The following is a 24,136-nucleotide window of genomic DNA, read 5'->3' as shown; positions in this document are numbered from 1 at the left end:
CGAAAAGCATTACACATGTGTTACAGCGGAATTAAAACCCAGTAACGTAATGTGAAACTCGTATGACAGCCCTTTTTATTTTAAGGTTTTCAGCGTTTCTTGGAGCTCTTCGACATAATGCTGAACGCTTTGTGCTGCAATGCTTCCGTCTCCTGTAGCCGTTACGATTTGGCGCAATGATTTTTCGCGAATGTCTCCGGCAGCGAAAATCCCTTCAACCTTAGTTTCCATGCGGTCGTTTGTTTCGATATAACCTTCTTCATTCGTAATGCCCAAGTTTTCAAACGGTTTAGACAGAGGAAGCATGCCGATGTAAATGAATACGCCGTCTGTTTTGAATTCACTTTCTTCACCGGTTACCGTATCGACAAGCGTTACGTTACCGACTTTGCCGTTTTCCTCATGAATTTCCTTCACGGTTTTGTTCCATAGGAAGTCAACTTTTTCATTATCAAATGCTCTCGCTTGAAGAATACTTTGAGCACGGAGTTTATCACGTCTGTGAACAATCGTTACTTTTGAAGCGAAACGAGTCAGATACACGCCTTCTTCAACCGCGGAATCTCCGCCGCCAACAACGACAAGTTCTTTGCCTTTAAAGAAAGCGCCGTCACATACTGCACAATAAGATACACCGCGTCCGCCCAATTCTTTTTCGCCAGGCACGCCGATTTTTTTATATTCCGCACCTGCAGCAATGATGACGGCACGCGCTTTATATTCTTTTGAACCGGCTTTGACTACTTTGTACTCTTTGCCGTCAACGACTTCTTTAATATCGCCATAAGCGTATTCAGCGCCGAATTTTTTCGCGTGTTCAAACATTTTGTTAGAAAGCTCAGGCCCAAGGATACTTTCGAATCCAGGATAGTTTTCTACATCTTCCGTATTGGCCATTTGTCCGCCAGGAATTCCTCTTTCAATCATTAATGTCGATAAATTCGCTCTTGATGTGTATACAGCGGCCGTCATCCCAGCAGGGCCCGCGCCGATTATAATCACGTCATAAATTTTTTCTTCTGACACACTATTCACTCCTTAAACCATCTTTTCAAGTTTGGGCTCTTTCTTATATGATAAGAATCCCCATCAAACGTATTCCTTACCCATATCCTATAAAATCTCATGGTGATACGCTATTTTTTTGCTCAACACGATTAAATGTATTCGAAAAGGGTATATGTTAATAAAGAAAGAGCCTTCTGTTTATAGAAGGCCCTTGTCATATTTATTATTGAACAACACGTCTTACAACGCCTTTAAATGCTTTTTTCCAGTAAGGATTGCTCATAGAGTCAACAGATACGCCATGAGATGTATTGTCGTTTAGGAAAGTACCGTTTCCTAAGTAGATTCCTACGTGTCCATTTGTTTTGTAAGTGTCAAAGAACACAAGGTCTCCGCGTTTCATTTCAGATGCGCTGACAGCTTGTCCTCTGCCAACTAACGTATCAGTTGTTGTTCCGCCTACAGGTCCAAGGTTAACACCTGCAGAAGCGTATGCCCAGCGTACGAATGATGAGCAGTCAAAAATACGGTTGTTGATATCAGATTGGCTGCGTCCGCCGCCAAACTTGTACGGAGATTGTCCTACAATGCTTGAACCAACGCTGATCGCGCCTTCAATTCCGCCGGAGTTGCTGATAACAGTGCCGCCTGAATCGCTGTTTGAGCCGCTGCTCTTCTTAGAAGATGAGCCGTTAGACGAACTGTTTGATGAACCGTTAGACGAATTGTCTGAAGAATCATCAGCTGAGCTTGCTTTTGCTGATTCAGTTGTAGCCGTTTGGCTGTCATCTGTTTGTGTTTCATCAGATGCTTTTTGTGCTTCTTCCTGCTTTTTGATCAAAGCAGCTGCTGCTTCTTGTTCTTTTTTGATACGTGCTTGTTCAGCTTCAGTATTTGCTTTTTGATTTGCAAGTTCAGACGCCTCTGATTTTAATTCAGAAATCGCTTTAGCCGTTTTCTTTTGGCTTGCTTTTGCTTCGTCGAAAAGCTTGTCTTTTTCATTAAGCTGTTTATCAAGGTCTTTTTGCATTGTTTCTAATTTAGCCAATGCAGCTTGAACTTCTTTCAGCTTGTCATTCAAATCCGCTTCAGAATCTTCGAGCTTCGCTTTATCCTGCTCTTGCTGTTTGATTAAATCTTTGTCTGCGTCCACAATAGATGAAACCGCAGTCGCACGAGAGATAAAGTCACCAAAACTTGTTGATCCTAGAAGAACATCTATGTATCCTTGAGATCCGCCGCTTTCCTGTAAAGAACGAACGCGTTTTTTCAGGATTTCATTGCGTTTTTCGATGCGTGCTTCTGTTTCTTTAATCTCTTTTTTCAGTTTTTTGATTTCTTCTTTTGTTTTATCGTTTTCTTCTTTTTTATCTTCGATCTTGTTGCTTGTATCAAGCGCCTTAGCGTTAATGTCTTTCAGTTCTTTTTCAATCTTTGATTGATTTTCCTGAAGCTCAGTTAATTCTTTTTCCTTCGCTTCAATGCTGGAAGCAACCTCAGATTGCTTGCTTTCGATTTTTTGTTTCTTTTCATCTAATGTTTCCGCCGATGCAGTTTTACTTGTAAATGGGATCAAAAAACTGCTTGTCCCGATGACGGAAGCCAAACCAAGTGTCAATAAACTCTTTCTCACTTTTTATATCCTCCCTTTTACTGTGAACCTGTCCTCATTTGGAATCGTATTTTGAACATCAAGTTTCGTTCCTCATACTCTACGAGGAATGATGGTTGTTTATGGTTAATTATTCTGTGCATCTCTTATTCTGGTTGTATAGCGTTTATTTCACATCATATGTAAAAAACACTAATTCCTTATGTACGAGAATCATTATACCATCAAGTTTCGACAAATTAGCGATAAATTTTATTACATTTATATTTCAAACAGATGTCAAGTCACACATCATTTGTCATTTTTCTTAAACGTGTAAAAAAACTGTCGATATTATTTTCTTAATATAATCTACCAAACAAAAAAGAGTCGATTAAACAAATCGACTCTTCAAAATATACTATTCTAGAATATCATCAATATATTTCATATATTTCGTTAACGTTGCCGGAGAGATGCCGAATCGGGCCGCTGTAGCTTTTTTCGTGTCTTGCTTGCCATGGGCTTCTTTCCAAATATAACAGATTGCTGCCGCCCAGCCTTTCTCATTCTTCAGCGGAGCGGCTGCGCGGATTTGCTGGATGACATGGAAAACCCAGCAGCTCATGACTTCTGTTTTCATCTCTTCTTTTTCAGCTTGCTCTAATAATTTGACCGTTTGATAGGCGAAAAGCGCATCCTCTGAAACGTCAGCAGCCACAGAATCTCCATTCAGAAGCAGCTTTACAAAATGATTTTCAAAAGGAGCAGTGATTCTCTTTGAGCGTATCACCGCTTCAAGATGCTCCGTTTCTCCCTTTGTACTGCTGATATAATAGGCTGCGAGACGCTGCTCTACAGATGAAGGAAGTGCTTCCCTCCGCTCAACCCAAGGGGCAGGGCGGTCTTCTCCGGGATATTGCGACTCGACTTTTCTCCAGATCGTCTCGGCAAAGTCGGCATGCCCCGTAAAATAAGCGGAGCATGAGAGCCAGTAAAAGAATGTGTCGTCACCTTCAAAGCCGGTTTTATATAATGATTTGAGCCATTTATATCCAAGCTCGTAACGGCCGACAAGCGCCAAAGTAGCCCCCAGTTTATAACGCTGTTCCAACAGCATCGGATAGACATTAGAGAGCTGCTCACTCAATTCCGCCACTTTTTCATCTTCTCTTTCATAATAATAGAAAACGAGAAGATTGCATAAGGCGTGAAGATTTCCTTCATTATGAGAAAGCACTTCATACGCGGTTTGCTTCGCTTTTACAACGTTTCCGGAATAGAAATAGGCAAGCGCCAGATTGTTGTATGCTGACCAAAGCTCCGGATATTCAGCTGTGATTTCCTCAAGCGCCGCAACCGCTTCAGCAAGCTGGCCGCTTTCCAGCAATGATTTTGCCCGATCCTGTTTCACCAGCAGTTCATCCTGATCATACAACGAATCCTCAATACCATCGTCTCCTAGATCGAGCAAATCAAGCAGACTATCGTTTTCTTCCGCGAATTCACCGTCCGGGTCCGCATCAGAATAAGCAGCCGCTTCTTTATAAGCTTCTTGAAAGAGCCCCAGATGGGCAAAGTTGTTCGCTTTAAAGTAATGGCACTCCGGCATTTCGGCCTCCAGATTAGCCATAATATAGTCAAGAAGATCGTTCGACTCTTGATACTGGCCCATTTCCGAGTAAATGACCGCAAGCTGTGAAAGCATCTCTGAATCCTCCGGCTCCAAATGAACCGCGCGCTGGATCAGTTTGCTTGCCCGTTTCAGATTGCGCTCTTTATACGCTTTCAAGCCTTTATGAAAAAAATATTGTCCATCTTGAAGCAGCTGGACAATTTGTGCGTGATTTTTATGTTCAGAAGTGTGTTTTCCCACAACTACCCTCCGTTTTATACAATATTACCGTCAGTAGTATACCATAAATCGTAAGCCCCTCAATAGTTCAAAAGGAAGGATTGGGAAATTCCCTCCTCTTTTTTATTGGCTGATTCGACCAAAATTTACCCGGCTTTGTTTTCTAAATCCGCGTTCATTTTCAGCTGCTGTTCAGCAAAATCACGATAAAGACCATGGGAAGCCATTAATTCATGGTGTGTTCCACGGCCGGTGATTTCCCCTTTTTCAACAAACAAAAGCTGGTCCGCGTCTACAACGGTAGATAGGCGGTGAGCGATAACAATTGTTGTGCGGCCCTCCATCAGCACCTCAAGGGCCTGCTGAACTGACTTTTCAGATTGGCTGTCAAGACTTGAAGTGGCTTCATCAAGCATAAGAATGCTTGGGTTACGGAGAAGCGCTCTCGCAATCGCGATTCTTTGCCTTTGTCCGCCTGACAGCATGATGCCGCGTTCGCCCACTTCTGTATCAAGCTGATCCGGCAGCTCCTTTATGAAATTGAGCGCATATGCCATCTCCGCGGCTTTTTCGATCTCAGCATCTGTTACATCTCGTTCTAACCCGTAGCAAATATTTTCTCTGATTGTCCCCGACATTAGCGGACTTTCCTGTGATACATATCCGATATGCTCCCGCCACGATTCAAGCGAATAAGTGTCAACCGGCTCGTCCCCCAGCCGAATAGTCCCTGCAGTCGGAGAATAAAAGCGTTCAAGCAGCTTAAACAGCGTCGTTTTCCCCCCGCCGCTCGGACCGACGATCGCTGTCACTTTCCCTGCTTCAATGACAGCGCTGATTTCTTTTAAAATCAGCTGATCAGGCTTATATCCAAAAGACACGCGATCAAGCTGGATAGGCAGATGCGCATTTTCGATTTGTTTTCCCGTCACTGTATCTTCCTCTTCCTCTGCCAAGATCTCAATCATTCGTTCTGTTGCACCGATTGATTTTTGCAGCTGTGTGAAGAATGTTGTAATCTGGCCCATCGGCATAATAATTTGGAACAAATATAAAATAAAAGCCACGAGCGCTCCGGCCGTGAGCTCCCCTGAAGATACCTGCATGCCGCCATATCCGATCACTGCGACAAGCGCTGCCATTAGCACGAGTGAGATAAGCGGGCCGACAAGTGATTGAACCTTAGCTTCACGAACGCCAAGCTTAAATAATGAGGAAATCCCCATTTTCCCGCGCCCATATTCGACATCCTCCGCATTTGAAGCTTTGACAAGTCTGATTTCCGGGAGAATTTGGTTAAGAAGGCCTGTAAAACGGGCCGTTTCATCTTGCGTTTCCCGTGAAATGGAGAACATTTTCCGTCCAATCGGCACCAAGATAAGAGCGGCCAGCGGAACGACCACTAACACAAGCAGTGTCAGTTTCCAGTTCATAATAAACAAGATTGTCAATGATCCAATGACAGAAATGATGCCTGTAATGAATCCGCTGATATGGGTTGTAATCAATTCTTTGACAACCATCGTATCGTTCGTTACACGGCTGACTGTTTCTCCGGAAGCATTTGAATCGAAATAAGAGACAGGAAGCTTAATTAATTTCTTCCATAATAAATCCCGGAGCCCGGAGATGATTTTTTGTCCATTATAGTTAAGCGCATAGGTGGCATAAGCGCTTAAACCTGCCTGAACGAAAAACACCAGTGCGATCAACCCGATTTGCGTGCCTGACAGATTTGACATAGAAAAACCATCGACAAGCTGCTTCGTTAATAATGGAATGAGCAGGCTGACCAGCGTGGTTACAACACTGAGGGCAAGCGCAAAGGCGAGCTTTCCATAGGAAGGATTTGTCCGTCTTACTAAGGCAAAAAAGGGTTTCAATTTACTTTTAGATTTTTGTTTCTGGGTTGGCATATATTTTCCTCCTGTTTCAACGTTCAGAAAGGTGAAAAGTCATAGCAAAAGGATGATTTTTACTCTTTCTCAATCATATCAATGGCGAGAGACTTTTTCAGTATATTTTTGCCGTGATGAAAATAAAAGATCTCCCACTCATTGTTTGAATAGGAGATTTTTTATGTTAAACATCTTTTACTGGTTTCTTTTTTCTGTAAGTCAATGTTACATCCTGCTGTCGCAGGTCTTCAATTATCATTTTGTACCGATCAACTTTTGCGGTATGTTCTTCTTTTATCATCTGAAGGGCAGCTTTTCGTTTTTCGCTATTAGACTCAAGCTCTTCTTTTATTTTTTTTACAATCAACCCTTTTTGCCCTTTGATTTCCTCTTTTAATGAAGACTCAAATTTCTTTGTCAGGCTAAGAAAGTCGTTGATCGGTTGATTGAGGGTGCCCGCTTTCCCCTTCATTTCATATTTGGTCAGAAACATATAGGTGGTTGATACAATTTCTGTTTCACTTTCTGAAAATAAAGAAGTCACTCTTCAAAATCCTCCTAAGGCTGAAAATCAAATAACTGAGAAATCATTTCTTCTTTTTCAAACAGCTTTTCAATACTCTCGCGGATATTTTTGATAAAATCTCTTTTTTCTGTTGTCTGTTTTTTTAATTCAGCAACAATTCCATCATTAGCAGGAAGCGCACCAGTGTGGAATGATTCATGAACTGAGATTTTCTCCAATTTATCGAATGTGTGGCTGAAACCAGCTGCAAGCCGGAATTGAAGATCGAAGGCATAATGCGAAGGGTTTTCTTCCATATGATGAATCGCCGTGGTGATCGCCTGTTTTTTGTCTATGAAGTCTTCATCGATTTCCTGACTGTAAACCTTCTGGTACTTAGAAATCGCTTCTTCCATATCTTCAACGATTTTCATACCGTTTTGATAGATTCTGACAGCGGATGAGAGATTGACTTGAATCGTTTCTCCCGAGCCGCTCTTGCCTGTAAAGTAAATATCGGAGCCTTTATAGCTGAAGCCTTTTTCCTTCGACAAGGCGTTGAGCATTTGAACGATGCTGTGGCCGTCGACGATGAGTTTTAGTGCGTCTTTTGTTTCTGTGTCGAGTGTTTTCAATGAGGACAGAATTGATTTTACGTAGTCCACTATTTCACCAACGTCTTTTAAAGCTTGCATAAATTGGCCATGCTTTAGATGGTCAATGAAATTCTCGTACCGTAATTCTATGCCTCGCATACTCGCATTAATATTCGTTAATTCTTTTTTGATCACTTTCTTTTGCGTTTCATCAATATAACCATTTTCAGCTAACTGATCTACGACCGGTCCGCTGTTTCTCAACAAGGTATGAAGAAAACCTAAAAACGACGGCAGTTCCTCTTTTATTCGGCCATACATTTGCTTAACATCATCAAAATGCTCATATAGGACACTTACTTTCTTTAAAGCGCCGTCTGTGTTTTTCACTCTTTCAATCAGGTCTATGTCTATCCCGCTGGCAGCCTTTATAAAACCGTTCAAGCCGTCTTTTTCATAGTCATCCTTATATTTTTGAAGGAATTTTTGAATTGACCTTACATCTTCGTCAGGAACCCCATCCATAATGTTTCGGATGCCTTTTACACTTGTATTTGTATCTGCCATCTTCACATCACCGAATGTAATGAAATCGGCCTTGCCGCTGACTCCATACAGCGGGTCATCTTTTGAGATGCGTTGGGTGATGTTTGTTGTTACACCTTTGTCTTTGTAATATTTTTGGATTTCTTTTTTTAACTTTTCTGGTGGGATATCATTAATATCTTTTAAGCGTCTAATATGAAATTTATGCATTAACCTATCTCTCAAATTCAAATCAGTTGCTAGTAGGTGGTCAACGCTTATTTGAGCTCCGTTAACCCCATAAACTTCATCAAATTCTCCGTCAATTAATTGAACCATCAGCTGATTATTATTTGCCAGTGAGTGCCCCATAGCAAAGGTCTTTAAATCATTAGAATTCTCTGTTTCTCTTTTGGCATTTCTTACAAACTCTTTTGTCGCTTGGTACTGGCTGTCATCTATCCCTAAAAAGAGACCAAAGAAATTGTATGACCAGTCTTCGTTATCAGCACTCCCCTCTGAAATAATATGAAGTTGATTAACGTGTTGTTTATCATCCTTAATATAAATAGCTGTACCATCATATCCGGACTCTCTTATTGATATATCTATTTTCGAATTTTTTTTAATAAGTTCATTAGATGTGTATATTTCCACACTTTTTGGAAGGTCTCGATGTGTTTCTTCTTTGTATATTCGACGCACCTCGACTTCAAAATCTGTTTTAGCTCTCTTTATTTCACTTTCAGTATCAGAAGCAAATCTTTCTTTATAATCGTACTCCAAGTCAATTAAACGCAGCTTTACATTTTCATTTTCAAATATATTCTTATTTTCCATTTTCTCTATTTCTCCTTTTTTACTTTTAAAAAGGTAATAGAATCAATTATTTTCCGAACTTTTTTTTCTGCTTCTTCTTCCTTTAATGAACAAACCTCTTTACCCTTATAGCAAGAAAAACGAAAAGAATACTCTATTCCTAAATAATCCTCTTTTTTAGATTTAACATAACCAAAAAATCTATAAGAAAAATTATTCTTTTCATCCACATCATCAAAACTGCTTTTCTTTTGAGCAGAATATACAATTTTATCAGATAGCTCTCTTTCTTCGTATTTTCCTTTATAGCTATTTCTGCCGCTTACAATGTCAAGCATTGTATCCTTGTCATTCGCAAAACTTTTTTCTTGATGATAATCTAATTGCCCGTCATATTGAATGTTAGTTTTTTTATTGAAACTATCAAATACTATTGTTTCCTCATTTTCACCTTTACTTGAAAGATCAGGTACGTACTCTCCATCCTCCGGAAACAACATCCTAAACCCATTCAGCTTAGATTCCAGCAAATAATACCCTGGCTCCTCTTCTTTCGTTGACACCATGTACTCTCTCGTTTTCTCGTCCTGAAACGCCGGAACCTGCGGCAGGTCTTTTGGATCCATGTCTTTTGGTTTTACCGCTTCTGTTTTATTGTCATTTGTGCTGTTTTTATCATTGTCATTCATACTGCATCCTCCTGTCAGGGCAAGTAATAAGCTGAAGCAAATAAAGATGATCTTTTTCATTACGAACCTCCACGGGTTTTGTGAGAATAGTATTCTATTTTTATACCAAAAATAATTCTATTGACCTGGTAAAGAGATGATTATTTCATCCTTTTTCATGTTACATCATGGCGGAATTTGGATAAATAGGAAATCAGACTCGGTTTTGGTCTCCTTTTATTAACTAATCATGTATAATACCCCACACACCTCTATATACCTATTACTTTTTTCACAAAACAAAAAGAGCCGTATCATACGGCTCTTTACTCTTCTTTCTCAGAATGTCGTTTTTTCAAGACATCAAGCACATCATCTAGCGGCAAGGCTTGTTCTCTGAGCAGGACAAGCAGGTGATATAGCAGGTCTGCCGCTTCCCATTTGAGTTCCTCATGGTCCTGGTTTTTCGCGGCGATGATGACTTCGGATGCTTCTTCTCCGACTTTTTTCAAAATCTTATCGACGCCTTCACGGAAAAGGTACGTGGTATAAGCTCCTTCAGGCATTTCCGCTTGGCGTTCCGCGATTACGCGCTCCAGTTCGTTCATGATGCCGAATCGGCCCGCGGCCTGTTCTTCTGTTTGTTCCTTTGTAAAACAGCTGTAGCTGCCAGTGTGGCATGCCGGGCCTGACGGTTCTACGAGTACGAGCAGCGCGTCCTGGTCGCAGTCATACCGGATACCTTTAACCGCTTGCGTGTTCCCTGAGGTTTCTCCTTTATGCCATAGCGCTTGGCGTGAGCGGCTGTAAAACCATGTTTCCTTCGTTTCCAGCGTTTTTTCGTACGATTCCTTGTTCATATAGGCAAGTGTCAGCACTTCTTTGCTTGCCGCATCCTGCACGATGGCAGGAATTAATCCGTCTTCGTTAAAACGCAGTTCATCTGCCTGTTTCATCTCACATTCACCCCGTACTCTTTCAAGTATGATTTCACTTCTTTAATCGATGTTTCTTTATAATGAAAAATTGAGGCGGCCAGCGCAGCGTCGGCTTCCCCTTTTGTAAAAGCCTCAAGCATATGCTGCGCGCTTCCCGCGCCTCCCGAGGCGATAACAGGGACGGGGACAGCTTCAGAAACAAGCTTTGTCAGCCTGTGGTCAAACCCTTTTTTCTCACCGTCAGAGTCCATGCTTGTCAGCAATATTTCTCCTGCCCCGCGTTTGACGCCTTCTTTTGCCCACTCGGTGACCTCCCAATCTGTTTTCTTTCTGCCGCCGTGCGTGTAGACCTTATATGTGTCAGATTTTTTGTCATACTTGGCATCGATGGCAAGAACGATGCATTGGGAACCGAAAAACTCGGCTCCTTCTGTAATCAGCTCAGGGCGGAGAACAGCTGCCGTATTCACCGACACTTTGTCAGCTCCGGCACGCAGAATCGTTTTCATATCACTGAGCTGATTGATGCCGCCGCCGACTGTAAACGGAATCGCAAGCTTCGCGGCAACCTGCTCCACGACGTCAACCATCGTTTTTCGTCCTTCATGCGAGGCGGAGATATCAAGAAAGACCAGTTCATCCGCACCTTCCCGGTCATACACTTCGGCAAGTTCAACCGGATCACCGGCATCCTTCAATTTGAGAAATTGAATTCCTTTGACAACGCGTCCTTCCTTGACATCAAGGCATGGAATAATCCGTTTTGTGATCATTTGCGCTTCACCCTTTCAAGCGCCTCGCTCAGCGTAAACTGATTGGTATACAGCGCCTTTCCGATTATCGCTCCAGAGACGCCATCCGTCTGATAGCGGGCGAGGGCTTCGAGATCCGTGACGCAGCTGACTCCGCCGGAAGCGATCACCGATTTCCCCGTTTCCTTAGCAAGCTCGACCGTGCTTTTAACATTGGGGCCTGACAGCATTCCGTCTGTCGCGATGTCAGTAAAAATAAAGACTTCCGCACCTTCATTGGCCAGCTCTTTGCCCAGTTCAGTTGCCTTAAGGGTTGATGTTTCCAGCCATCCCTCTGTTGAAACAAAACCGTTTCTCGCATCCAGTCCGATTGCAATTTTCTCGCCATATTGTTTTAGCATTTTTTTGACAAACGGAGGGTTAGAAACTGCTGAGCTTCCCAGGATCACCCGATCGACTCCTGCTGATAAATATTCATAGACGTCATTTTCAGAACGGATCCCGCCGCCGATTTCGACTTTCAGGTTCAGCTTTTGCGCAATCTCAATCACATGGCGGTCATTCACTCTTTTCCCTTCTTTGGCCCCGTCGAGATCAACGAGATGGATCCATTCGGCACTCTCTTTCGCAAATAATGCAGCCATGTCGTACGGTGAATCGCCATATATCGTTTCCTTATTATAATCCCCTTGAACAAGGCGGACACATTTGCCGTTTCTCATATCAATTGCCGGATATAATGTAAAAGCACTCATTTTTTCACCTTCTGTTCTGCTGCTAATTTCGTGAATTGGGTTAAAATAGACATTCCGACCGTGCTGCTTTTTTCAGGGTGAAATTGGGCGCCGAAGACGTTCCCTTTTCCGACTACAGCAGGCACTCGCACACCATAATCGGCGCTTGCCAGAAGCGCATCCCCCTCCATCCCGTCAATGTAATAAGAATGAACGAAGTAAGCGTAGCCTTGTTCTGTTTCAGACAGCAGCGGAGATTCGTTATGAAAGAAAAGGCGATTCCAGCCCATATGTGGAACCTTCAGCTTGTTTCCTTTTTCATCTTCTGCTTTCAGCCTGACTGCTTTTCCTTTTAGCAGCCCGAGCCCTGAAGCGGTGCCGTTTTCTTCGCTTTCTTCAAATAAAAGCTGCATGCCAAGGCAGATCCCGAGAAGCAGCCTGCCCTCTGAGACCATATCGTGAATCAATTGATCGAGCTTCGTGTGGCGCAAATTGTCCATCGCGTCTCCAAATGAACCGACTCCCGGCAAAATGAAGGCATCGGCTTCTTTCAGCGCCTCGGGCTTTTCAGAAACAAAGTACGGTACGCCGACACGCTCAAGCGCCTTTGAGACACTGTATAAATTGCCCATTCCGTAATCTATCACACCGATCATTTACAGCATCCCTTTCGTTGACGGTATTCCTTTAACACGCGGATCGATCGTTGTCGCTTCATCAAGCGCGCGTCCCAGCGCTTTAAAAACGGCTTCAATCATGTGGTGGGTGTTTGCGCCATAATGAACGATGACGTGCAGGTTCATCCGGGCTTCGAGCGCCAGCTTCCACAAAAATTCATGTACAAGCTCCGTATCAAAAGTTCCGACTTTAGCAGCCGGGAAGTCAGCGCGCATTTCCAAGTGCGGCCGGTTGCTTAAATCAATCACAACTTGAGCAAGTGCCTCATCCATCGGCACAAACGCCGAGCCATAGCGTTTGATTCCTTTTTTATCACCCAACGCTTCAAGCAGCGCCTGCCCTAAGCAGATGCCGATATCTTCAGTCGTGTGGTGATCATCTATATCAACATCGCCTTTTGCGTTAATGGAAAGATCGAATTGGCCGTGTTTCGCGAATAAATCCAGCATGTGTGTCATAAACGGCACGTCTGTTTTGATATCCGCCTGTCCATCACCGTCTATTGCGAATGCCAGCTCAATATCTGTTTCGTTTGTTTTTCTAACGCGTTCCGCTTTTCTCATTTAGATTCCTCCGTTCTCTCGCTTCAATTGATCTTGCATGGGCTTCTAGCCCTTCCAGTCTGGCAAAAGCCGCGATGCTTTCGGCATGTTCTTCAAAAGCTGATTGGCTGTAAGAAATAATACTCGATTTCTTTTGAAAATCCGTTACGTTTAGCGGACTTGAAAATCTGGCTGTTCCGTTTGTCGGGAGCACATGGTTCGGTCCGGAAAAATAATCACCGACAGGCTCAGGGCTGTATCTGCCTAAGAAAATTGCACCCGCATGTTTGATTCTGCCAAGCAAAGCATCGGGAGACTGTGTGAGGATTTCTAAATGCTCCGGCGCGAGCGTATTGACAGTATCAATCGCTTCATCCATTGTTTCTGCCACATAGATACAACCGTAATCACTCACTGAAGCTTCCGCTATTTCTCGTCGCGGCAGGGTTTTCAGCTGCTCATTCACCTCGGCTGAAACCGCCTCGGCCAGTGCCATGGAATCTGTGACAAACACACATGAGCTGAGCTTATCGTGTTCCGCCTGTGAAAGCAGGTCGGCCGCAATTTCATGTGGTATCGCTGTTTCATCAGCCAGCACGACGATTTCACTAGGTCCGGCAATCATATCGATATCGACATCGCCGAACACCTCCCGTTTGGCAAGCGCGACATAAATGTTGCCCGGACCCGTGATTTTATCCACCGGCTCAATGCTTTCTGTTCCGTATGCTAACGCCGCGATCGCCTGAGCACCGCCCATTTTGTAAATGTCTTTTATGCCAAGCTCAGCAGCAGCAACCAAAACTCCCGGAGACAGCCGACCGTCTTTTCCCGGAGGCGTGACGAGAACGATTCTTTCAACGCCCGCTACCAGCGCCGGAATCACATTCATCAAAACAGATGAAGGATATGCGGCCGTTCCCCCTGGCACATATACACCGGCGGAATCAAGCGCCGTCACCTTCTGTCCCAGCATTGTGCCGTCCTTTCTGTGATAAAACCAGGAGGATTGCAGCTGTCTTTCGTGATATTCCCTAATATTTTCGATTGCCTGCCTAATCACCTGAAGAAGATGTGAATCCAGCGAGGTGTATGCCTCCTCAATTTCCTCTTTTGTGACGAGCGGGCTGTTTATGTCGATACCGTCAAATTTCGCTGTATAGCTGCGGACCGCCTGATCACCGTTTGCCTTTACATCTTCAATAATGGTTCGAACCGCTTTTCTTTGCTCTTCCGTTCCGGCATCGATGGAACGCTTGAGAGAAAGCCGCTCCGCTCCGCTGATGGTTTTGATCTTCATTTTGCCGTTTCTCCTTCCACAACGAGAGATAGGCGGGATGCCATTTCGTCAATCACATCATCTTTCATTCGATAGCTTACCGGGTTGACAATAAATCGAGAGGTAATGTCACAAATTTGCTCCATTTCTACAAGCCCATTTTCTTTCAGCGTCTGTCCTGTGGAAACAATGTCCACTATCCGATCTGCAAGCCCAATGAGGGGGGCCAATTCAATTGAACCGTTGAGCTTAATGATCTCGACTTGTTCTCCCTGCTCTCTGAAATAACTGGAGGCCACATTCGGATACTTTGTTGCGATTCTTGGCGCTACGCCGCTCGAGTCTGTATTCGGAAGTCCGGCGACTGCCAAGTGGCATTTGCTGATGTTCAAATCCAGTACCTCATATACATCGCGCTCTTCCTCCAGCATGACATCCTTGCCCGCTATTCCGACGTCTGCCACGCCATGCTCCACATACGTGGTTACGTCCATCGGCTTCGCTAATATGAAACGGAGATTTTCCTCCGGCACATCGATGATCAATTTTCTTGAATCTTCAAACTCCTCAGGGAGCTTGTAGCCCGCCTGCCTCAGCAGCCCTGCCGCTTCATCAAATATCCGGCCCTTTGGCATCGCCATTGTGAGTAACTTACCCATTTTGCTCTTCCTTTCTGGCACCGATAAAATAAGTGACGTTTGCAAAAGATTTTGTCATCTGGTCGATATTTTCTATTCCCGATAAATCTTGAAGAACCACTTTGTTCCCTTTCATACGTTCTTCATTCGCATACGCGATGGCTTGCGCCCGCTGCTCTTTGCTGAAAATAACTGCGTCTATTTCACAAGGTTCGTCTTTCATATGAAGGGCTTCAATCAGCCGGTCGATCCGAAGCCCAAAGCCTGTTGCCGGAGCAGGTGAATCAAAATGGCCCAGCAGCTTGTTATAACGGCCGCCGCTTCCAATGACAAAACCGACATTCTCAGCGTACACTTCAAATAAAATCCCTGTGTAATAGCTCATGTGGCTGACCATATTCAGATCCAGGCGGACATTTTCCGTACATCCGTAATCCTCAAGAATGTCCCACAGCGCCTTCAGCTCATCAACCACGCTTTTTCCTTGTGCAGAATCGACAATTTCCTCAGCACGTCCGCATACTTCTATGCCTCCCCGCAATTCGAGGAGCTCAAGCAGCCTGCTTTTATCAATGGAGGAAAGCGGGAGAGACTTGACATGCTCTCTGTAGCCGACGTAGTTCTTTTCATATAAGAACCTCCGCAGCACATCAGCTCGTTCAACGTTTCCGAGCACCTCAACAAACAAAGCATCCGCAATACCGGCATGGCCGATGGCAATTTTAAAGGATGCCAGCCCAGCGTTTTTTAATGCACCGACGACTAAAGCAATAACCTCCGCATCCGCGCTCATCGTGCCGTCACCGATTAACTCCACTCCGACCTGCTCGAACTCTGCAGGACGTCCGCCTTCACGTTCCTGAGCCCTGAATACATTTGCCGCATAGCCGACTCTGAGCGGATGATCGTGTTTCAAAAGCTTTGATGCCGCCACCCTTGCAATCGGCCCCGTCATATCCGGTCGAAGCACCAATGTCTTGCCGTCCTGATCAAGAAGCTTAAACAGCTGCTGTTCTTCTATTGCTGACTGGACGCCAACGGTATCGTAAAACTCCAGTGTCGGCGTTTCCATAAATTGATATCCCCATTTATCAATCAAATCGGTTAACGATCGTCTCACCTTTTTTTTCGTTTCGTATAAACCGGGCAGTGTATCTCTCATGCCGTGCGGTTTTTCAAACATAAACATCAACCCGCGCACCTCCGTTGTCATCTTGTGAAGGAAAATTCCGAATCCTTTAGTTCGCTAATATGATAATATGTTAGCAGATGAAAGAATGAAAATCAATGCTTAACTTCAGTCAGGATTTTTTTAGTCCAAATATCCTTCTCCTCATTATGAAAAAATCATGAACAATGTATTAAAGGTACGTAATATCTCAAATTCTTTATGTTTGGCATGCTATAATACAAATCAAATAGAGAACAAGGAGATAAAGATGAAAACACTGCGAACTCTATGTGTCCTGATGATTCTTTCAGGCGTTATTTTTTTCGGACTTAAAATAGATGCAAAAGATATAGATATTCCTTTTTTGGACAGCCTTAAAAAAGTGGTTTCTGATAGCAACACGGGCACGGCCGCGAACGGCAAAAAGGAGCTGAAGGGAAGCGCCGAACCGCTGGATGTCATCCTTTACAATCAAATGGACGCACCCCGTCTCTATAACGGCTGTGAAGTAACAAGCCTTGCGATGGTGCTGAATTACGCGGGATACGACGTGACAAAAAACACCCTGGCAAACCAGATTGCCACAGTGCCTTTGACATACAGCAGCGGATTAAAGGGTAATCCGAATGACGGATTTGTCGGGGATATGGCGAATGGCCCTGGTCTCGGTGTCTACCATCGACCGATCTATCAGCTGGCGAAAACCTATGCCGGAGACAAAGTATCAGATCTGACTGGAAAAAGTATTTCCGCTGTTTATGAACAGCTTGAAAAAGGCAATCCAGTTTGGGTTATTACGACAGCCAACTTTACGCCAGTTGACAACATGCAGACATGGAAAACGCCAAGCGGAACGATAGAGATTACGTACAGCGAACACAGCGTCGCCGTTACGGGATATGATGAGAAATATGTGTATCTCAATGACCCGTATGGCTATAAAAATAGAAAAACCGATAGGACGAGCTTTGAAAAAGCGTGGAAACAAATGGGCAGCCAAGCCGTCGTTATTCAAAAGTAAACATTTGAAAGCCGCACTTTGCTCTATCCCGAGCAAACACGACGATATTCATGCTTTTTGTTTCAATCGGTAAGATCGATCAATTTTCCATTTCCTTTCCAAAATTGTCTTTACTTTCAGGCTGTCTGTTTTTATGATTAAAACAGATTCAGCCTTGCCCCGACCTATGTGAGAGAAGCCGAAGCAAGTCGCTGACGCTTCTCTTGCAAAAAATGAAAGATATCCGGGGAGGATTTTATCATTGAAAAAAATCGTGTCTATCCTATTTATGCTCGGTTTGGTTATGGGTTTCAGCCAGTTTCAGTCATCAACCGCTTTTGCAGCTGACAAAGTGGTTCACGAAACAATTATCGTACCAAAAAATACAACAGATGACGGGAAAGGACAGCGGTTTGTAGCAGGGAAAGAACTAGGCGACGGAAGCCAGTCAGAAAACCAAGACCCCTGTTTTTCGTGTGAAGAGGAGGGAGCAACCCTGATAAATGTGGTGCTTGGTGCACCTGCTGCTGATGGCGTGCACACTTATGAAAACGTTAACATTCAGAATGTGAAGTGGGAAGATGTTGGTGAGGATGCGTTAACGGTGAAGAAGAAAGGAAAAGTGACCATTGACGGCGGCTCTGCTCAAAAAGCGTCTGATAAGATTTTCCAAATCAATAAAGCCAGTACATTCACAGTGAAAAATTTCACGGCAGACAATGGCGGAAAGTTCATTAGACAGCTTGGTGGTTCAGCCTTCCACGTTGATGTGATCATCGATAAGTGCACCATCACAAACATGAAAGAAGGGATATTCCGGACGGACAGTAAAACAAGCACGGTCAGAATGACAAACACACGCTACTCTAATGTCGGTCAAAAATGATTGGCGTTCAGCATATTTACGAAAACAACAATACTCAATTTTAACAAAAAAGTCCGCTGATGTTTATTCAGCGGACTTTTTCAATCTTTCTTGCATTTCTTCCTTTGTATAGATGATCCTCATCGGATTACCGCCAACAAATGCCCCCTCAGGCACATCCTTATGGACAAGCGTTTCGGCGGACACAACTGCGCCATCTCCTATTTTCACCCCGGGCAGAATGGTCGTGTTGGCACCAATCATCACTTCGTCTCCGATCAGAACTTTGCCGATCCGGTATTCCTGAATCAAATACTCATGGGCCAAAATGGTCGTATTGTACCCGATGATTGTATTCGTTCCGACTGAGATCTTTTCCGGAAACATGATATCGGGCATCACCATGAGGGCAAAGGATGTCTGTTTTCCAATCTTCATACGCAGAAATGTACGGTACAGCCAGTTTTTCATCCCTATAAACGGTGTATATCTCGCAATTTGTATGACAATGAAATTTTTGACGACCTTTAAAAAAGGCACCGTTTGATAGACATGCCACAGTGAGTTAGCCCCTGAGACCGGATGACGATCTGTTTTTCTCACAGATTACTTCACTCCAACAATTTGTAATAGATCACTCATTTTCTCAAGCATAAAATCAGGCTCATGCTTCGCCAGCATTTCCGGCCCTTTAATCGTCCATGCGACTCCTGCGGTTTTTGTTCCGGCGTTTTTCCCTGCCAACACATCATGGTAATTATCACCGACCATAATCGCTTCCTCGGGCTTGCTTCCTAGCTGTTTCAGCGCTAACAGCACAGGCTCGGGATCAGGCTTCGCATTTGTCACATCATCAAGGGTGACAACCGTTTCAAAGAATTCGCCGATTCCCGTGAGCTTGAGGCCCATATTGACAGTATCTCTTAATTTTGTTGTCACAATTCCTAATTGAAAGCCGGCTTTTTTTAATACATCCAGGGTCTCATATACCGTTTCATATTCAGTCACGAGTGAATCATGCATGTCATGATTGTATGCTCTGTACATAGCGATCATATCATCACATTTATCAGGGTCCATCGAGGAGAACGTTTCAAAAAGAGACGGCCCGATAAACGCAAGGACATCTTCTCGTTTATACTTGCTCGGATAATAATGCTCCAGTGTATGCAAAAAGGACGCGATAATTAATTCATTCGTATTAATAAGCGTTCCGTCTAAATCAAACAGAATTGTCGTTACTTGTTTGTCACTCATATTGCTTCCTTTCCAACCGCTGAGGGTTTCCACTTTTTCCATGTATGCGCAATAGCCATTGTCAGCAGAACTGCTGTGGTGACACGAATAAGAAGAAGAGGCCAGACCGGTATGCCGAGCGGAATAAAGACAAGTGTATCTTCCACGACCGCATGGCAGGCAACGAGAAATATAAATGCCAATGTCATATCCCGCTTGCTCACACCGTCATCCTCGACAGCTTTGATCATGACACCCGCTCCGTAGGCCAGACCAATCGTCAGCCCCGCCACCATCGTCATAGACGTATTTTTATTCATGCCAAGCAGCTGCGTAAACGGCGACAGCCACCTGGAAAACCGATGCAGCCAGCCTAAATCTCTTAAAAACTGGATGATGATCATCAGCGGGATCACGATTGCCGCCAGCTGCAAAACACCAAGTCCGGCTTTCGTTAAGGCTTCTGCCAGCATTGCCAGCCAGCTGTCCGGCGCAGCACTCTTCGCAGCGATAAAACCGTACTGTGCCGTTTCCTGTCCGCCATGCCAAATGAGGTTGATGACGATGGCTGACACAGCGGCCAAACCGATGCGCACCGCCAATATAACGCCAATTCTGATGCCAACCTTTGCGGCAACTGTCGATTCGATAATCAAGTTATGACAGAATGAAAGCATAACAGCCAAAATAAAGACTTCTTTTACAGACAAATCCAATGTCAAAATCCCGGCAATTCCCGCATACAAATTCAGCATATTTCCCAGTACCAGCGGAATAGCCGCTTCACCAGAAAGCCCAAAGAGCCCCATTACCGGTGTGATCAGCCGTACAAGCCAATCCATGACAGGCGTATGCTGAAGCAAAGTGACCAATAACGTTACCGGGAAAATGACTTTACCGAGTGTCCATGTTGTTTGAAGACCTGCCGCAAGACCGGCCAGAAAGATCTTCTTCATCCCTCATCCCCCTTTGTTGACGTCTACTCCGCGTACCGCTCCTTCGAGTATCCCTTGGCGCGTCTGAAGATGATGGCTGCCACAGCCAAAACAATCAATACGATTGAAATCACCTGAGCGATGCGAAGTGAATCTGTCAGCATTAAGCTGTCAGTCCGCATTCCTTCAATAAAGTATCTTCCGATTGAATACCAAATGATATAGATCAAAAACATCTCGCCTCTTCGCAAATTCGCTCTGCGCAGAAGCAGTAAAACAATAACACCGACAAAGCTCCATAGTGATTCATATAAAAAGGTAGGATGATAATATTGCCCATTGATGTACATTTGATTGATGATAAATTCAGGCAGGTGCAGGCTTTCTAAAAAGGCTCTGCTGACAGCCTCGCCGTGCGCTTCCTGATTCATGAAGTTCCCCCAGCGGCCGATCGCCTGGCCGAGCAAAATGCTTGGCGCGGCAATATCCGCAAGCTTCCAGAACGAAAGGTTTTTCACTCTCGAAAACACATAACCCGTTAAAATGGCGCCAATTAGCCCGCCGTGAATGGCAATGCCGCCCTTCCAGATCTTAATGATTTCTCCCGGATGTGCCGCATAATAATCCCATTCAAAGGCAACGTAATAAATTCGTGCGCAAATAATCGCAATTGGAATGGCAAACAGGACAAGATCAATAAACGTGTCTTTCTGCAGCCCCCGTTTCTCACTTTCCCTCATCGCAATCCACAGCCCGAGCAAAGCGCCGAGACCGATAATGATTCCGTACCAATGGACGGCTAACGGCCCCAGCTGAAAAGCTATCGGATTGAGTGGTTCTATCGCTTCATTCATTTAACGCCAACTCCTATTCGTCTTGTTCACCGTCTTCAATGACGTCCGCCAGCTTGTTCGTAAATTGCTCAGCGGCATTCAGCCCCATCCGCTTCAATCTAAAGTTCATTGCTGCCACTTCGATGATGACTGCCAGATTTCGGCCCGGACGGACGGGAATCGTCAGTTTTGTGATTTCTGTATCAATGATTTTCATGGTTTCTTCCTCAAGCCCGAGACGGTCGTATTGCTTGCCCTGCTCCCAGAGTTCAAGGTTCATAACAATCGTAATTCGTTTATTGCTTCTGACCGCGCCGGCACCAAACAGCGTCATCACGTTGATAATGCCAAGCCCCCTGATTTCAAGGAGATGCTCAATTAATTCCGGTGCGTTTCCGACAAGGGTATCCTGATCCTCCTGCCGAATTTCAACGCAATCATCGGCGACAAGACGGTGCCCCCTTTTCACAAGCTCCAGCGCTGTTTCACTTTTCCCGACGCCGCTTTTTCCTGTGATCAGCACGCCGACACCATATATATCGACAAGAACGCCATGAATCGCCGTGGTAGGCGCCAGCCGGCTCTCAAGGAAGTTGGTTAAACGGCTTGACAGTCTTGTCGTTTTCAGCGGCGATCTGAGGACTGGCACTCCATTTTTCTCAGAAGCGTCAATCAGCTCCTGTGGGATGGGCATATCTCTAGAAAGAATAATAGCAGGTGTTACATCAGTGCACAGAGACTCCATTCGCTGCTTTTTATCCTCTTCCGGAAGCTGTTCAAAGAAAGAAAGCTCTGTTTTTCCGAGAAGCTGCACGCGCTCTCTCGGGTAATATGTAAAATATCCGGCAATTTCAATGCCTGGTCTTGATAGGTCACTCATTGTAATCGGGCGGTTAATTCCTTCTTCTCCGCTGATTAATTCCAAATTGAACTGTTCCATTACGTCTTTTGTGCGAACCTTTGCCACGATATGTTCCTCCTGTTCCGGGCTGCCCCGAGCTTGCTCACAATACTTTCATTTTATCACTTTCAGGCTTGAACCTAAAACAGATTTTATAAAAGGCGGGAAAACACCTCAGCTGGTCTAGATCACTAGTCTGAAAAAGAGTAAAATAAAGGTATTCAAATTCCAGAAAGGCGGATCATCTATGGCAGAGAGTCTTCTTATCAAAGGCATATCGATCGTGACAGAAAATGAAGTAATCAAAAACGGCTATGTCGGAATCAATGATGGAAAAATCAGCACAGTCTCAACAGAACGGCCCAAGGAGGCATATTCAAAAGAGATTCAAGCACCTGCGGATTCCGTTCTGCTTCCCGGCATGATTGACATTCATATCCACGGGGGCTATGGAGCGGATACGATGGATGCAAGCTTTTCCGCCCTTGACATCATGTCGTCAAGACTGCCCGAAGAAGGCACGACGAGCTTTTTAGCCACAACGATTACCCAAGAGCATGGGAACATTTCTCAAGCATTGGTGAATGCAAAAGAGTGGAAAGCGGCTGAAGAATCCTCTTTATTAGGTGCGGAACTGCTCGGCATTCATTTAGAGGGCCCCTTTGTTTCACCTAAAAGAGCTGGAGCGCAGCCAAAAGAGTGGATCAGGCCTTCTGATGTTGCGCTGTTCAAAAAGTGGCAGCAGGAGGCGGGCGGACTGATCAAAATTGTTACACTTGCGCCGGAGGAGGATCAGCATTTTGAACTGATCCGCCATTTGAAAGACGAATCGATTATTGCGTCCATGGGGCACACAGATGCCGATTCCGCATTGCTGTCGGAGGCCGCCAAAGCAGGCGCAACCCATATGACCCATCTTTACAACGCGATGAGTCCGTTTCATCACCGAGAGCCCGGTGTGATCGGTACGGCGCTGGCTCATGATGGGTTTGTGACAGAGCTTATCGCCGACGGCATCCACTCCCATCCTTTAGCGGCAAAGCTTGCTTTTCTGGCAAAAGGCAGCAGCAAGCTCATTTTAATAACTGATTCCATGAGGGCAAAAGGACTGAAGGACGGCGTATATGAATTCGGCGGCCAAAGTGTGACGGTTAGAGGACGAACAGCTCTTCTTTCAGACGGAACCCTTGCCGGTTCGATCCTCAAAATGAACGAAGGCGCACGGCATATGCGTGAGTTTACAAATTGCTCTTGGACGGATATAGCTAATATAACTTCTGCAAACGCGGCCAAACAGCTGGGCATCTTTGACCGAAAAGGCAGTGTGGCTGTGGGAAAAGATGCAGATCTGGTGATTGTCAGCAGTGATTGCGAGGTGATTCTCACCATTTGCCGCGGAAACATTGCATTTATATCCAAGGAGGCTGACCAGATATGAAAGTAATGGAATGTCAAACGTATGAAGAGCTAAGCCAAAAAGCAGCCAGAATAACGGCAGATACAATCAAAGAAAAACCTGATGCTGTTCTCGGTTTAGCGACAGGCGGCACGCCGGAAGGCACATATCGCGAGCTGATCCGCCTGCACCAAACTGAGAGTCTCTCATTTCAAAACGTCACTACGGTTAATTTGGATGAGTACGCCGGACTTTCAAGCAACGATCCGAACAGCTATCACTTCTATATGAACGACCGTTTTTTTCAGCATATCGACAGCAAGCCTAGACAGCATTTTATTCCGAATGGAAATGCAGACGATTTGGAAGCTGAATGCAGACGGTATGAACAGCTAGTTGAATCCCTGGGCGGCACTGACATACAGCTTCTCGGCATCGGGCGAAACGGACACATCGGCTTTAACGAACCGGGAACGTCTTTCAAGTCGCGAACTCATATTGTGACATTAAATGAGCAAACCCGCCAAGCGAATGCAAGATATTTTCCTTCCATAGACAGCGTACCGAAAAAAGCACTGACAATGGGAATTCAAACGATACTCTCAAGCAAGCGCATTCTGCTGCTCATTTCTGGAAAAAGCAAAGCGGAAGCTGTAAGTAAGCTGTTAGAAGGAAACATAAGCGAAGAGTTTCCCGCATCTGCTTTGCACCTGCATTCCGATGTTACGGTTTTGATTGATCGTGAAGCCGCGTCATTAAGACCTTGAAAGGAA

At 44.6% G+C, this 24,136-nt stretch carries 23 protein-coding genes and 1 pseudogene; 4 read left to right on the top strand and 20 right to left on the bottom strand.

Annotation, left to right across the window (positions count from 1 at the left end):
• Window positions 1–75: 75 nt before the first annotated feature.
• The 15 genes from trxB to BLL41_RS07270 form a co-directional block, all read right to left on the bottom strand.
• Window positions 76–1,026: a thioredoxin-disulfide reductase gene (trxB, locus tag BLL41_RS07340; RefSeq protein ID WP_003228139.1), complete on the bottom strand. Its 951-nt coding sequence runs from the start codon at window positions 1,024–1,026 to the stop codon at window positions 76–78.
• Between the two features lie 205 nt (window positions 1,027–1,231).
• The gene (gene cwlO / locus BLL41_RS07335) at window positions 1,232–2,641 is read right to left on the bottom strand and encodes a peptidoglycan DL-endopeptidase CwlO (protein WP_071577340.1); all 1,410 of its coding nucleotides are present in this window, start codon (window positions 2,639–2,641) and stop codon (window positions 1,232–1,234) included.
• A 379-nt stretch (window positions 2,642–3,020) separates the two neighbouring features.
• On the bottom strand, window positions 3,021–4,475 hold the full coding sequence (locus BLL41_RS07330; protein ID WP_071577339.1) for a tetratricopeptide repeat protein: 1,455 nt from the start codon (window positions 4,473–4,475) through the stop codon (window positions 3,021–3,023).
• Between the two features lie 125 nt (window positions 4,476–4,600).
• Window positions 4,601–6,370: a multidrug resistance ABC transporter ATP-binding protein/permease BmrA gene (gene bmrA, locus BLL41_RS07325; RefSeq protein ID WP_071577338.1), complete on the bottom strand. Its 1,770-nt coding sequence runs from the start codon at window positions 6,368–6,370 to the stop codon at window positions 4,601–4,603.
• Window positions 6,371–6,536: 166 nt separating this feature from the next.
• A complete protein-coding gene (locus tag BLL41_RS07320; protein ID WP_071577337.1) occupies window positions 6,537–6,896 on the bottom strand; it encodes a hypothetical protein in 360 nt (119 codons plus the stop codon).
• A gap of 14 nt (window positions 6,897–6,910) precedes the next feature.
• Complete coding sequence (locus tag BLL41_RS07315) at window positions 6,911–8,818, bottom strand: DUF6792 domain-containing protein (protein WP_071577336.1); 1,908 nt, start codon at window positions 8,816–8,818, stop codon at window positions 6,911–6,913.
• A 5-nt stretch (window positions 8,819–8,823) separates the two neighbouring features.
• Complete coding sequence (locus BLL41_RS07310; RefSeq protein ID WP_071577335.1) at window positions 8,824–9,546, bottom strand: lipoprotein YvcA; 723 nt, start codon at window positions 9,544–9,546, stop codon at window positions 8,824–8,826.
• Window positions 9,547–9,791: 245 nt separating this feature from the next.
• Window positions 9,792–10,421 (bottom strand): bifunctional phosphoribosyl-AMP cyclohydrolase/phosphoribosyl-ATP diphosphatase HisIE, encoded by a 630-nt coding sequence (hisIE, locus tag BLL41_RS07305; protein ID WP_071577334.1) that lies wholly within the window; start codon window positions 10,419–10,421, stop codon window positions 9,792–9,794.
• A complete protein-coding gene (hisF, locus tag BLL41_RS07300) occupies window positions 10,418–11,176 on the bottom strand; it encodes an imidazole glycerol phosphate synthase subunit HisF (protein WP_071577333.1) in 759 nt (252 codons plus the stop codon). The genes hisIE and hisF overlap by 4 nt, the downstream gene beginning before the upstream one ends.
• The gene (gene hisA, locus BLL41_RS07295) at window positions 11,173–11,910 is read right to left on the bottom strand and encodes a 1-(5-phosphoribosyl)-5-[(5-phosphoribosylamino)methylideneamino]imidazole-4-carboxamide isomerase (RefSeq protein WP_071577332.1); all 738 of its coding nucleotides are present in this window, start codon (window positions 11,908–11,910) and stop codon (window positions 11,173–11,175) included. Before hisA ends, hisF begins: the two co-directional genes overlap by 4 nt.
• On the bottom strand, window positions 11,907–12,545 hold the full coding sequence (gene hisH, locus BLL41_RS07290; RefSeq protein ID WP_071577331.1) for an imidazole glycerol phosphate synthase subunit HisH: 639 nt from the start codon (window positions 12,543–12,545) through the stop codon (window positions 11,907–11,909). Before hisH ends, hisA begins: the two co-directional genes overlap by 4 nt.
• Window positions 12,546–13,130 (bottom strand): imidazoleglycerol-phosphate dehydratase HisB, encoded by a 585-nt coding sequence (gene hisB / locus BLL41_RS07285; RefSeq protein ID WP_071577330.1) that lies wholly within the window; start codon window positions 13,128–13,130, stop codon window positions 12,546–12,548. It abuts the gene before it with no gap.
• Window positions 13,108–14,409 carry a histidinol dehydrogenase gene (gene hisD / locus BLL41_RS07280; RefSeq protein WP_071577329.1) on the bottom strand — a complete coding sequence of 434 codons (1,302 nt, stop codon included), beginning with the start codon at window positions 14,407–14,409 and terminating at the stop codon, window positions 13,108–13,110. The genes hisB and hisD overlap by 23 nt, the downstream gene beginning before the upstream one ends.
• Window positions 14,406–15,047 (bottom strand): ATP phosphoribosyltransferase, encoded by a 642-nt coding sequence (gene hisG, locus BLL41_RS07275; RefSeq protein WP_071577328.1) that lies wholly within the window; start codon window positions 15,045–15,047, stop codon window positions 14,406–14,408. The genes hisD and hisG overlap by 4 nt, the downstream gene beginning before the upstream one ends.
• Window positions 15,040–16,215 carry an ATP phosphoribosyltransferase regulatory subunit gene (locus BLL41_RS07270; RefSeq protein WP_071577327.1) on the bottom strand — a complete coding sequence of 392 codons (1,176 nt, stop codon included), beginning with the start codon at window positions 16,213–16,215 and terminating at the stop codon, window positions 15,040–15,042. The genes hisG and BLL41_RS07270 overlap by 8 nt, the downstream gene beginning before the upstream one ends.
• A gap of 250 nt (window positions 16,216–16,465) precedes the next feature.
• Between BLL41_RS07270 and BLL41_RS07265 the strand changes: the two genes are divergently transcribed.
• Both BLL41_RS07265 and BLL41_RS07260 read left to right on the top strand, forming a co-directional pair.
• On the top strand, window positions 16,466–17,218 hold the full coding sequence (locus BLL41_RS07265; RefSeq protein ID WP_071577326.1) for a C39 family peptidase: 753 nt from the start codon (window positions 16,466–16,468) through the stop codon (window positions 17,216–17,218).
• A gap of 241 nt (window positions 17,219–17,459) precedes the next feature.
• Window positions 17,460–18,127, top strand: a pseudogene (locus BLL41_RS07260) (pectate lyase).
• Window positions 18,128–18,146: 19 nt separating this feature from the next.
• On the opposite strand, the gene hprF reads toward BLL41_RS07260, so the two are convergent.
• The 5 genes from hprF to hprK are packed head-to-tail and all read right to left on the bottom strand — an operon-like array spanning window position 18,147 to window position 22,033.
• Window positions 18,147–18,665, bottom strand: a complete 519-nt coding sequence (gene hprF, locus BLL41_RS07255) for a heptaprenylglyceryl phosphate O-acetyltransferase (RefSeq protein WP_071577325.1) — start codon at window positions 18,663–18,665, stop codon at window positions 18,147–18,149.
• A 3-nt stretch (window positions 18,666–18,668) separates the two neighbouring features.
• The gene (ppaX, locus tag BLL41_RS07250; protein WP_071577324.1) at window positions 18,669–19,319 is read right to left on the bottom strand and encodes a pyrophosphatase PpaX; all 651 of its coding nucleotides are present in this window, start codon (window positions 19,317–19,319) and stop codon (window positions 18,669–18,671) included.
• Window positions 19,316–20,254 carry a nucleoside recognition domain-containing protein gene (locus BLL41_RS07245; RefSeq protein WP_071577323.1) on the bottom strand — a complete coding sequence of 313 codons (939 nt, stop codon included), beginning with the start codon at window positions 20,252–20,254 and terminating at the stop codon, window positions 19,316–19,318. Before BLL41_RS07245 ends, ppaX begins: the two co-directional genes overlap by 4 nt.
• Before the next feature lie 23 nt (window positions 20,255–20,277).
• The gene (gene lgt / locus BLL41_RS07240) at window positions 20,278–21,087 is read right to left on the bottom strand and encodes a prolipoprotein diacylglyceryl transferase (protein ID WP_071577322.1); all 810 of its coding nucleotides are present in this window, start codon (window positions 21,085–21,087) and stop codon (window positions 20,278–20,280) included.
• Between the two features lie 13 nt (window positions 21,088–21,100).
• Complete coding sequence (gene hprK / locus BLL41_RS07235) at window positions 21,101–22,033, bottom strand: HPr(Ser) kinase/phosphatase (RefSeq protein WP_071577321.1); 933 nt, start codon at window positions 22,031–22,033, stop codon at window positions 21,101–21,103.
• Between the two features lie 181 nt (window positions 22,034–22,214).
• Here hprK and nagA point away from each other — a divergent pair, with 181 nt between their 5' ends.
• Together nagA and nagB are read left to right on the top strand one after the other, a co-directional pair.
• Window positions 22,215–23,405 carry an N-acetylglucosamine-6-phosphate deacetylase gene (nagA, locus tag BLL41_RS07230; protein ID WP_071577320.1) on the top strand — a complete coding sequence of 397 codons (1,191 nt, stop codon included), beginning with the start codon at window positions 22,215–22,217 and terminating at the stop codon, window positions 23,403–23,405.
• Window positions 23,402–24,130, top strand: a complete 729-nt coding sequence (gene nagB / locus BLL41_RS07225) for a glucosamine-6-phosphate deaminase (RefSeq protein ID WP_071577319.1) — start codon at window positions 23,402–23,404, stop codon at window positions 24,128–24,130. The genes nagA and nagB overlap by 4 nt, the downstream gene beginning before the upstream one ends.
• Window positions 24,131–24,136: the final 6 nt, after the last annotated feature.

It is taken from the genome of Bacillus sp. FMQ74, from assembly GCF_001875785.1.
In the GTDB taxonomy this organism is placed as follows: Bacteria; Bacillota; Bacilli; order Bacillales; family Bacillaceae; genus Bacillus; species Bacillus stercoris.
This window is presented reverse-complemented; position numbering and strand designations above follow the sequence as displayed.

Bases quoted from the DNA above. Each gene is read 5' to 3' on its own strand.
- BLL41_RS07245 (WP_071577323.1), bottom strand. From the start codon at position 20,254: ATGAAGAAGATCTTTCTGGCCGGTCTTGCGGCAGGTCTTCAAACAACA.
- hisD (WP_071577329.1), bottom strand. From the start codon at position 14,409: ATGAAGATCAAAACCATCAGCGGAGCGGAGCGGCTTTCTCTCAAGCGT.
- hisH (WP_071577331.1), bottom strand. From the start codon at position 12,545: ATGATCGGTGTGATAGATTACGGAATGGGCAATTTATACAGTGTCTCA.
- hisIE (WP_071577334.1), bottom strand. From the start codon at position 10,421: ATGAAACAGGCAGATGAACTGCGTTTTAACGAAGACGGATTAATTCCT.
- hisF (WP_071577333.1), bottom strand. From the start codon at position 11,176: ATGATCACAAAACGGATTATTCCATGCCTTGATGTCAAGGAAGGACGC.
- BLL41_RS07315 (WP_071577336.1), bottom strand. From the start codon at position 8,818: ATGGAAAATAAGAATATATTTGAAAATGAAAATGTAAAGCTGCGTTTA.
- hisG (WP_071577328.1), bottom strand. From the start codon at position 15,047: ATGGGTAAGTTACTCACAATGGCGATGCCAAAGGGCCGGATATTTGAT.
- nagA (WP_071577320.1), top strand. From the start codon at position 22,215: ATGGCAGAGAGTCTTCTTATCAAAGGCATATCGATCGTGACAGAAAAT.
- bmrA (WP_071577338.1), bottom strand. From the start codon at position 6,370: ATGCCAACCCAGAAACAAAAATCTAAAAGTAAATTGAAACCCTTTTTT.
- BLL41_RS07265 (WP_071577326.1), top strand. From the start codon at position 16,466: ATGAAAACACTGCGAACTCTATGTGTCCTGATGATTCTTTCAGGCGTT.
- nagB (WP_071577319.1), top strand. From the start codon at position 23,402: ATGAAAGTAATGGAATGTCAAACGTATGAAGAGCTAAGCCAAAAAGCA.
- hisB (WP_071577330.1), bottom strand. From the start codon at position 13,130: ATGAGAAAAGCGGAACGCGTTAGAAAAACAAACGAAACAGATATTGAG.
- BLL41_RS07310 (WP_071577335.1), bottom strand. From the start codon at position 9,546: ATGAAAAAGATCATCTTTATTTGCTTCAGCTTATTACTTGCCCTGACA.
- lgt (WP_071577322.1), bottom strand. From the start codon at position 21,087: ATGAATGAAGCGATAGAACCACTCAATCCGATAGCTTTTCAGCTGGGG.
- ppaX (WP_071577324.1), bottom strand. From the start codon at position 19,319: ATGAGTGACAAACAAGTAACGACAATTCTGTTTGATTTAGACGGAACG.
- BLL41_RS07270 (WP_071577327.1), bottom strand. From the start codon at position 16,215: ATGTTTATGTTTGAAAAACCGCACGGCATGAGAGATACACTGCCCGGT.
- hisA (WP_071577332.1), bottom strand. From the start codon at position 11,910: ATGAGTGCTTTTACATTATATCCGGCAATTGATATGAGAAACGGCAAA.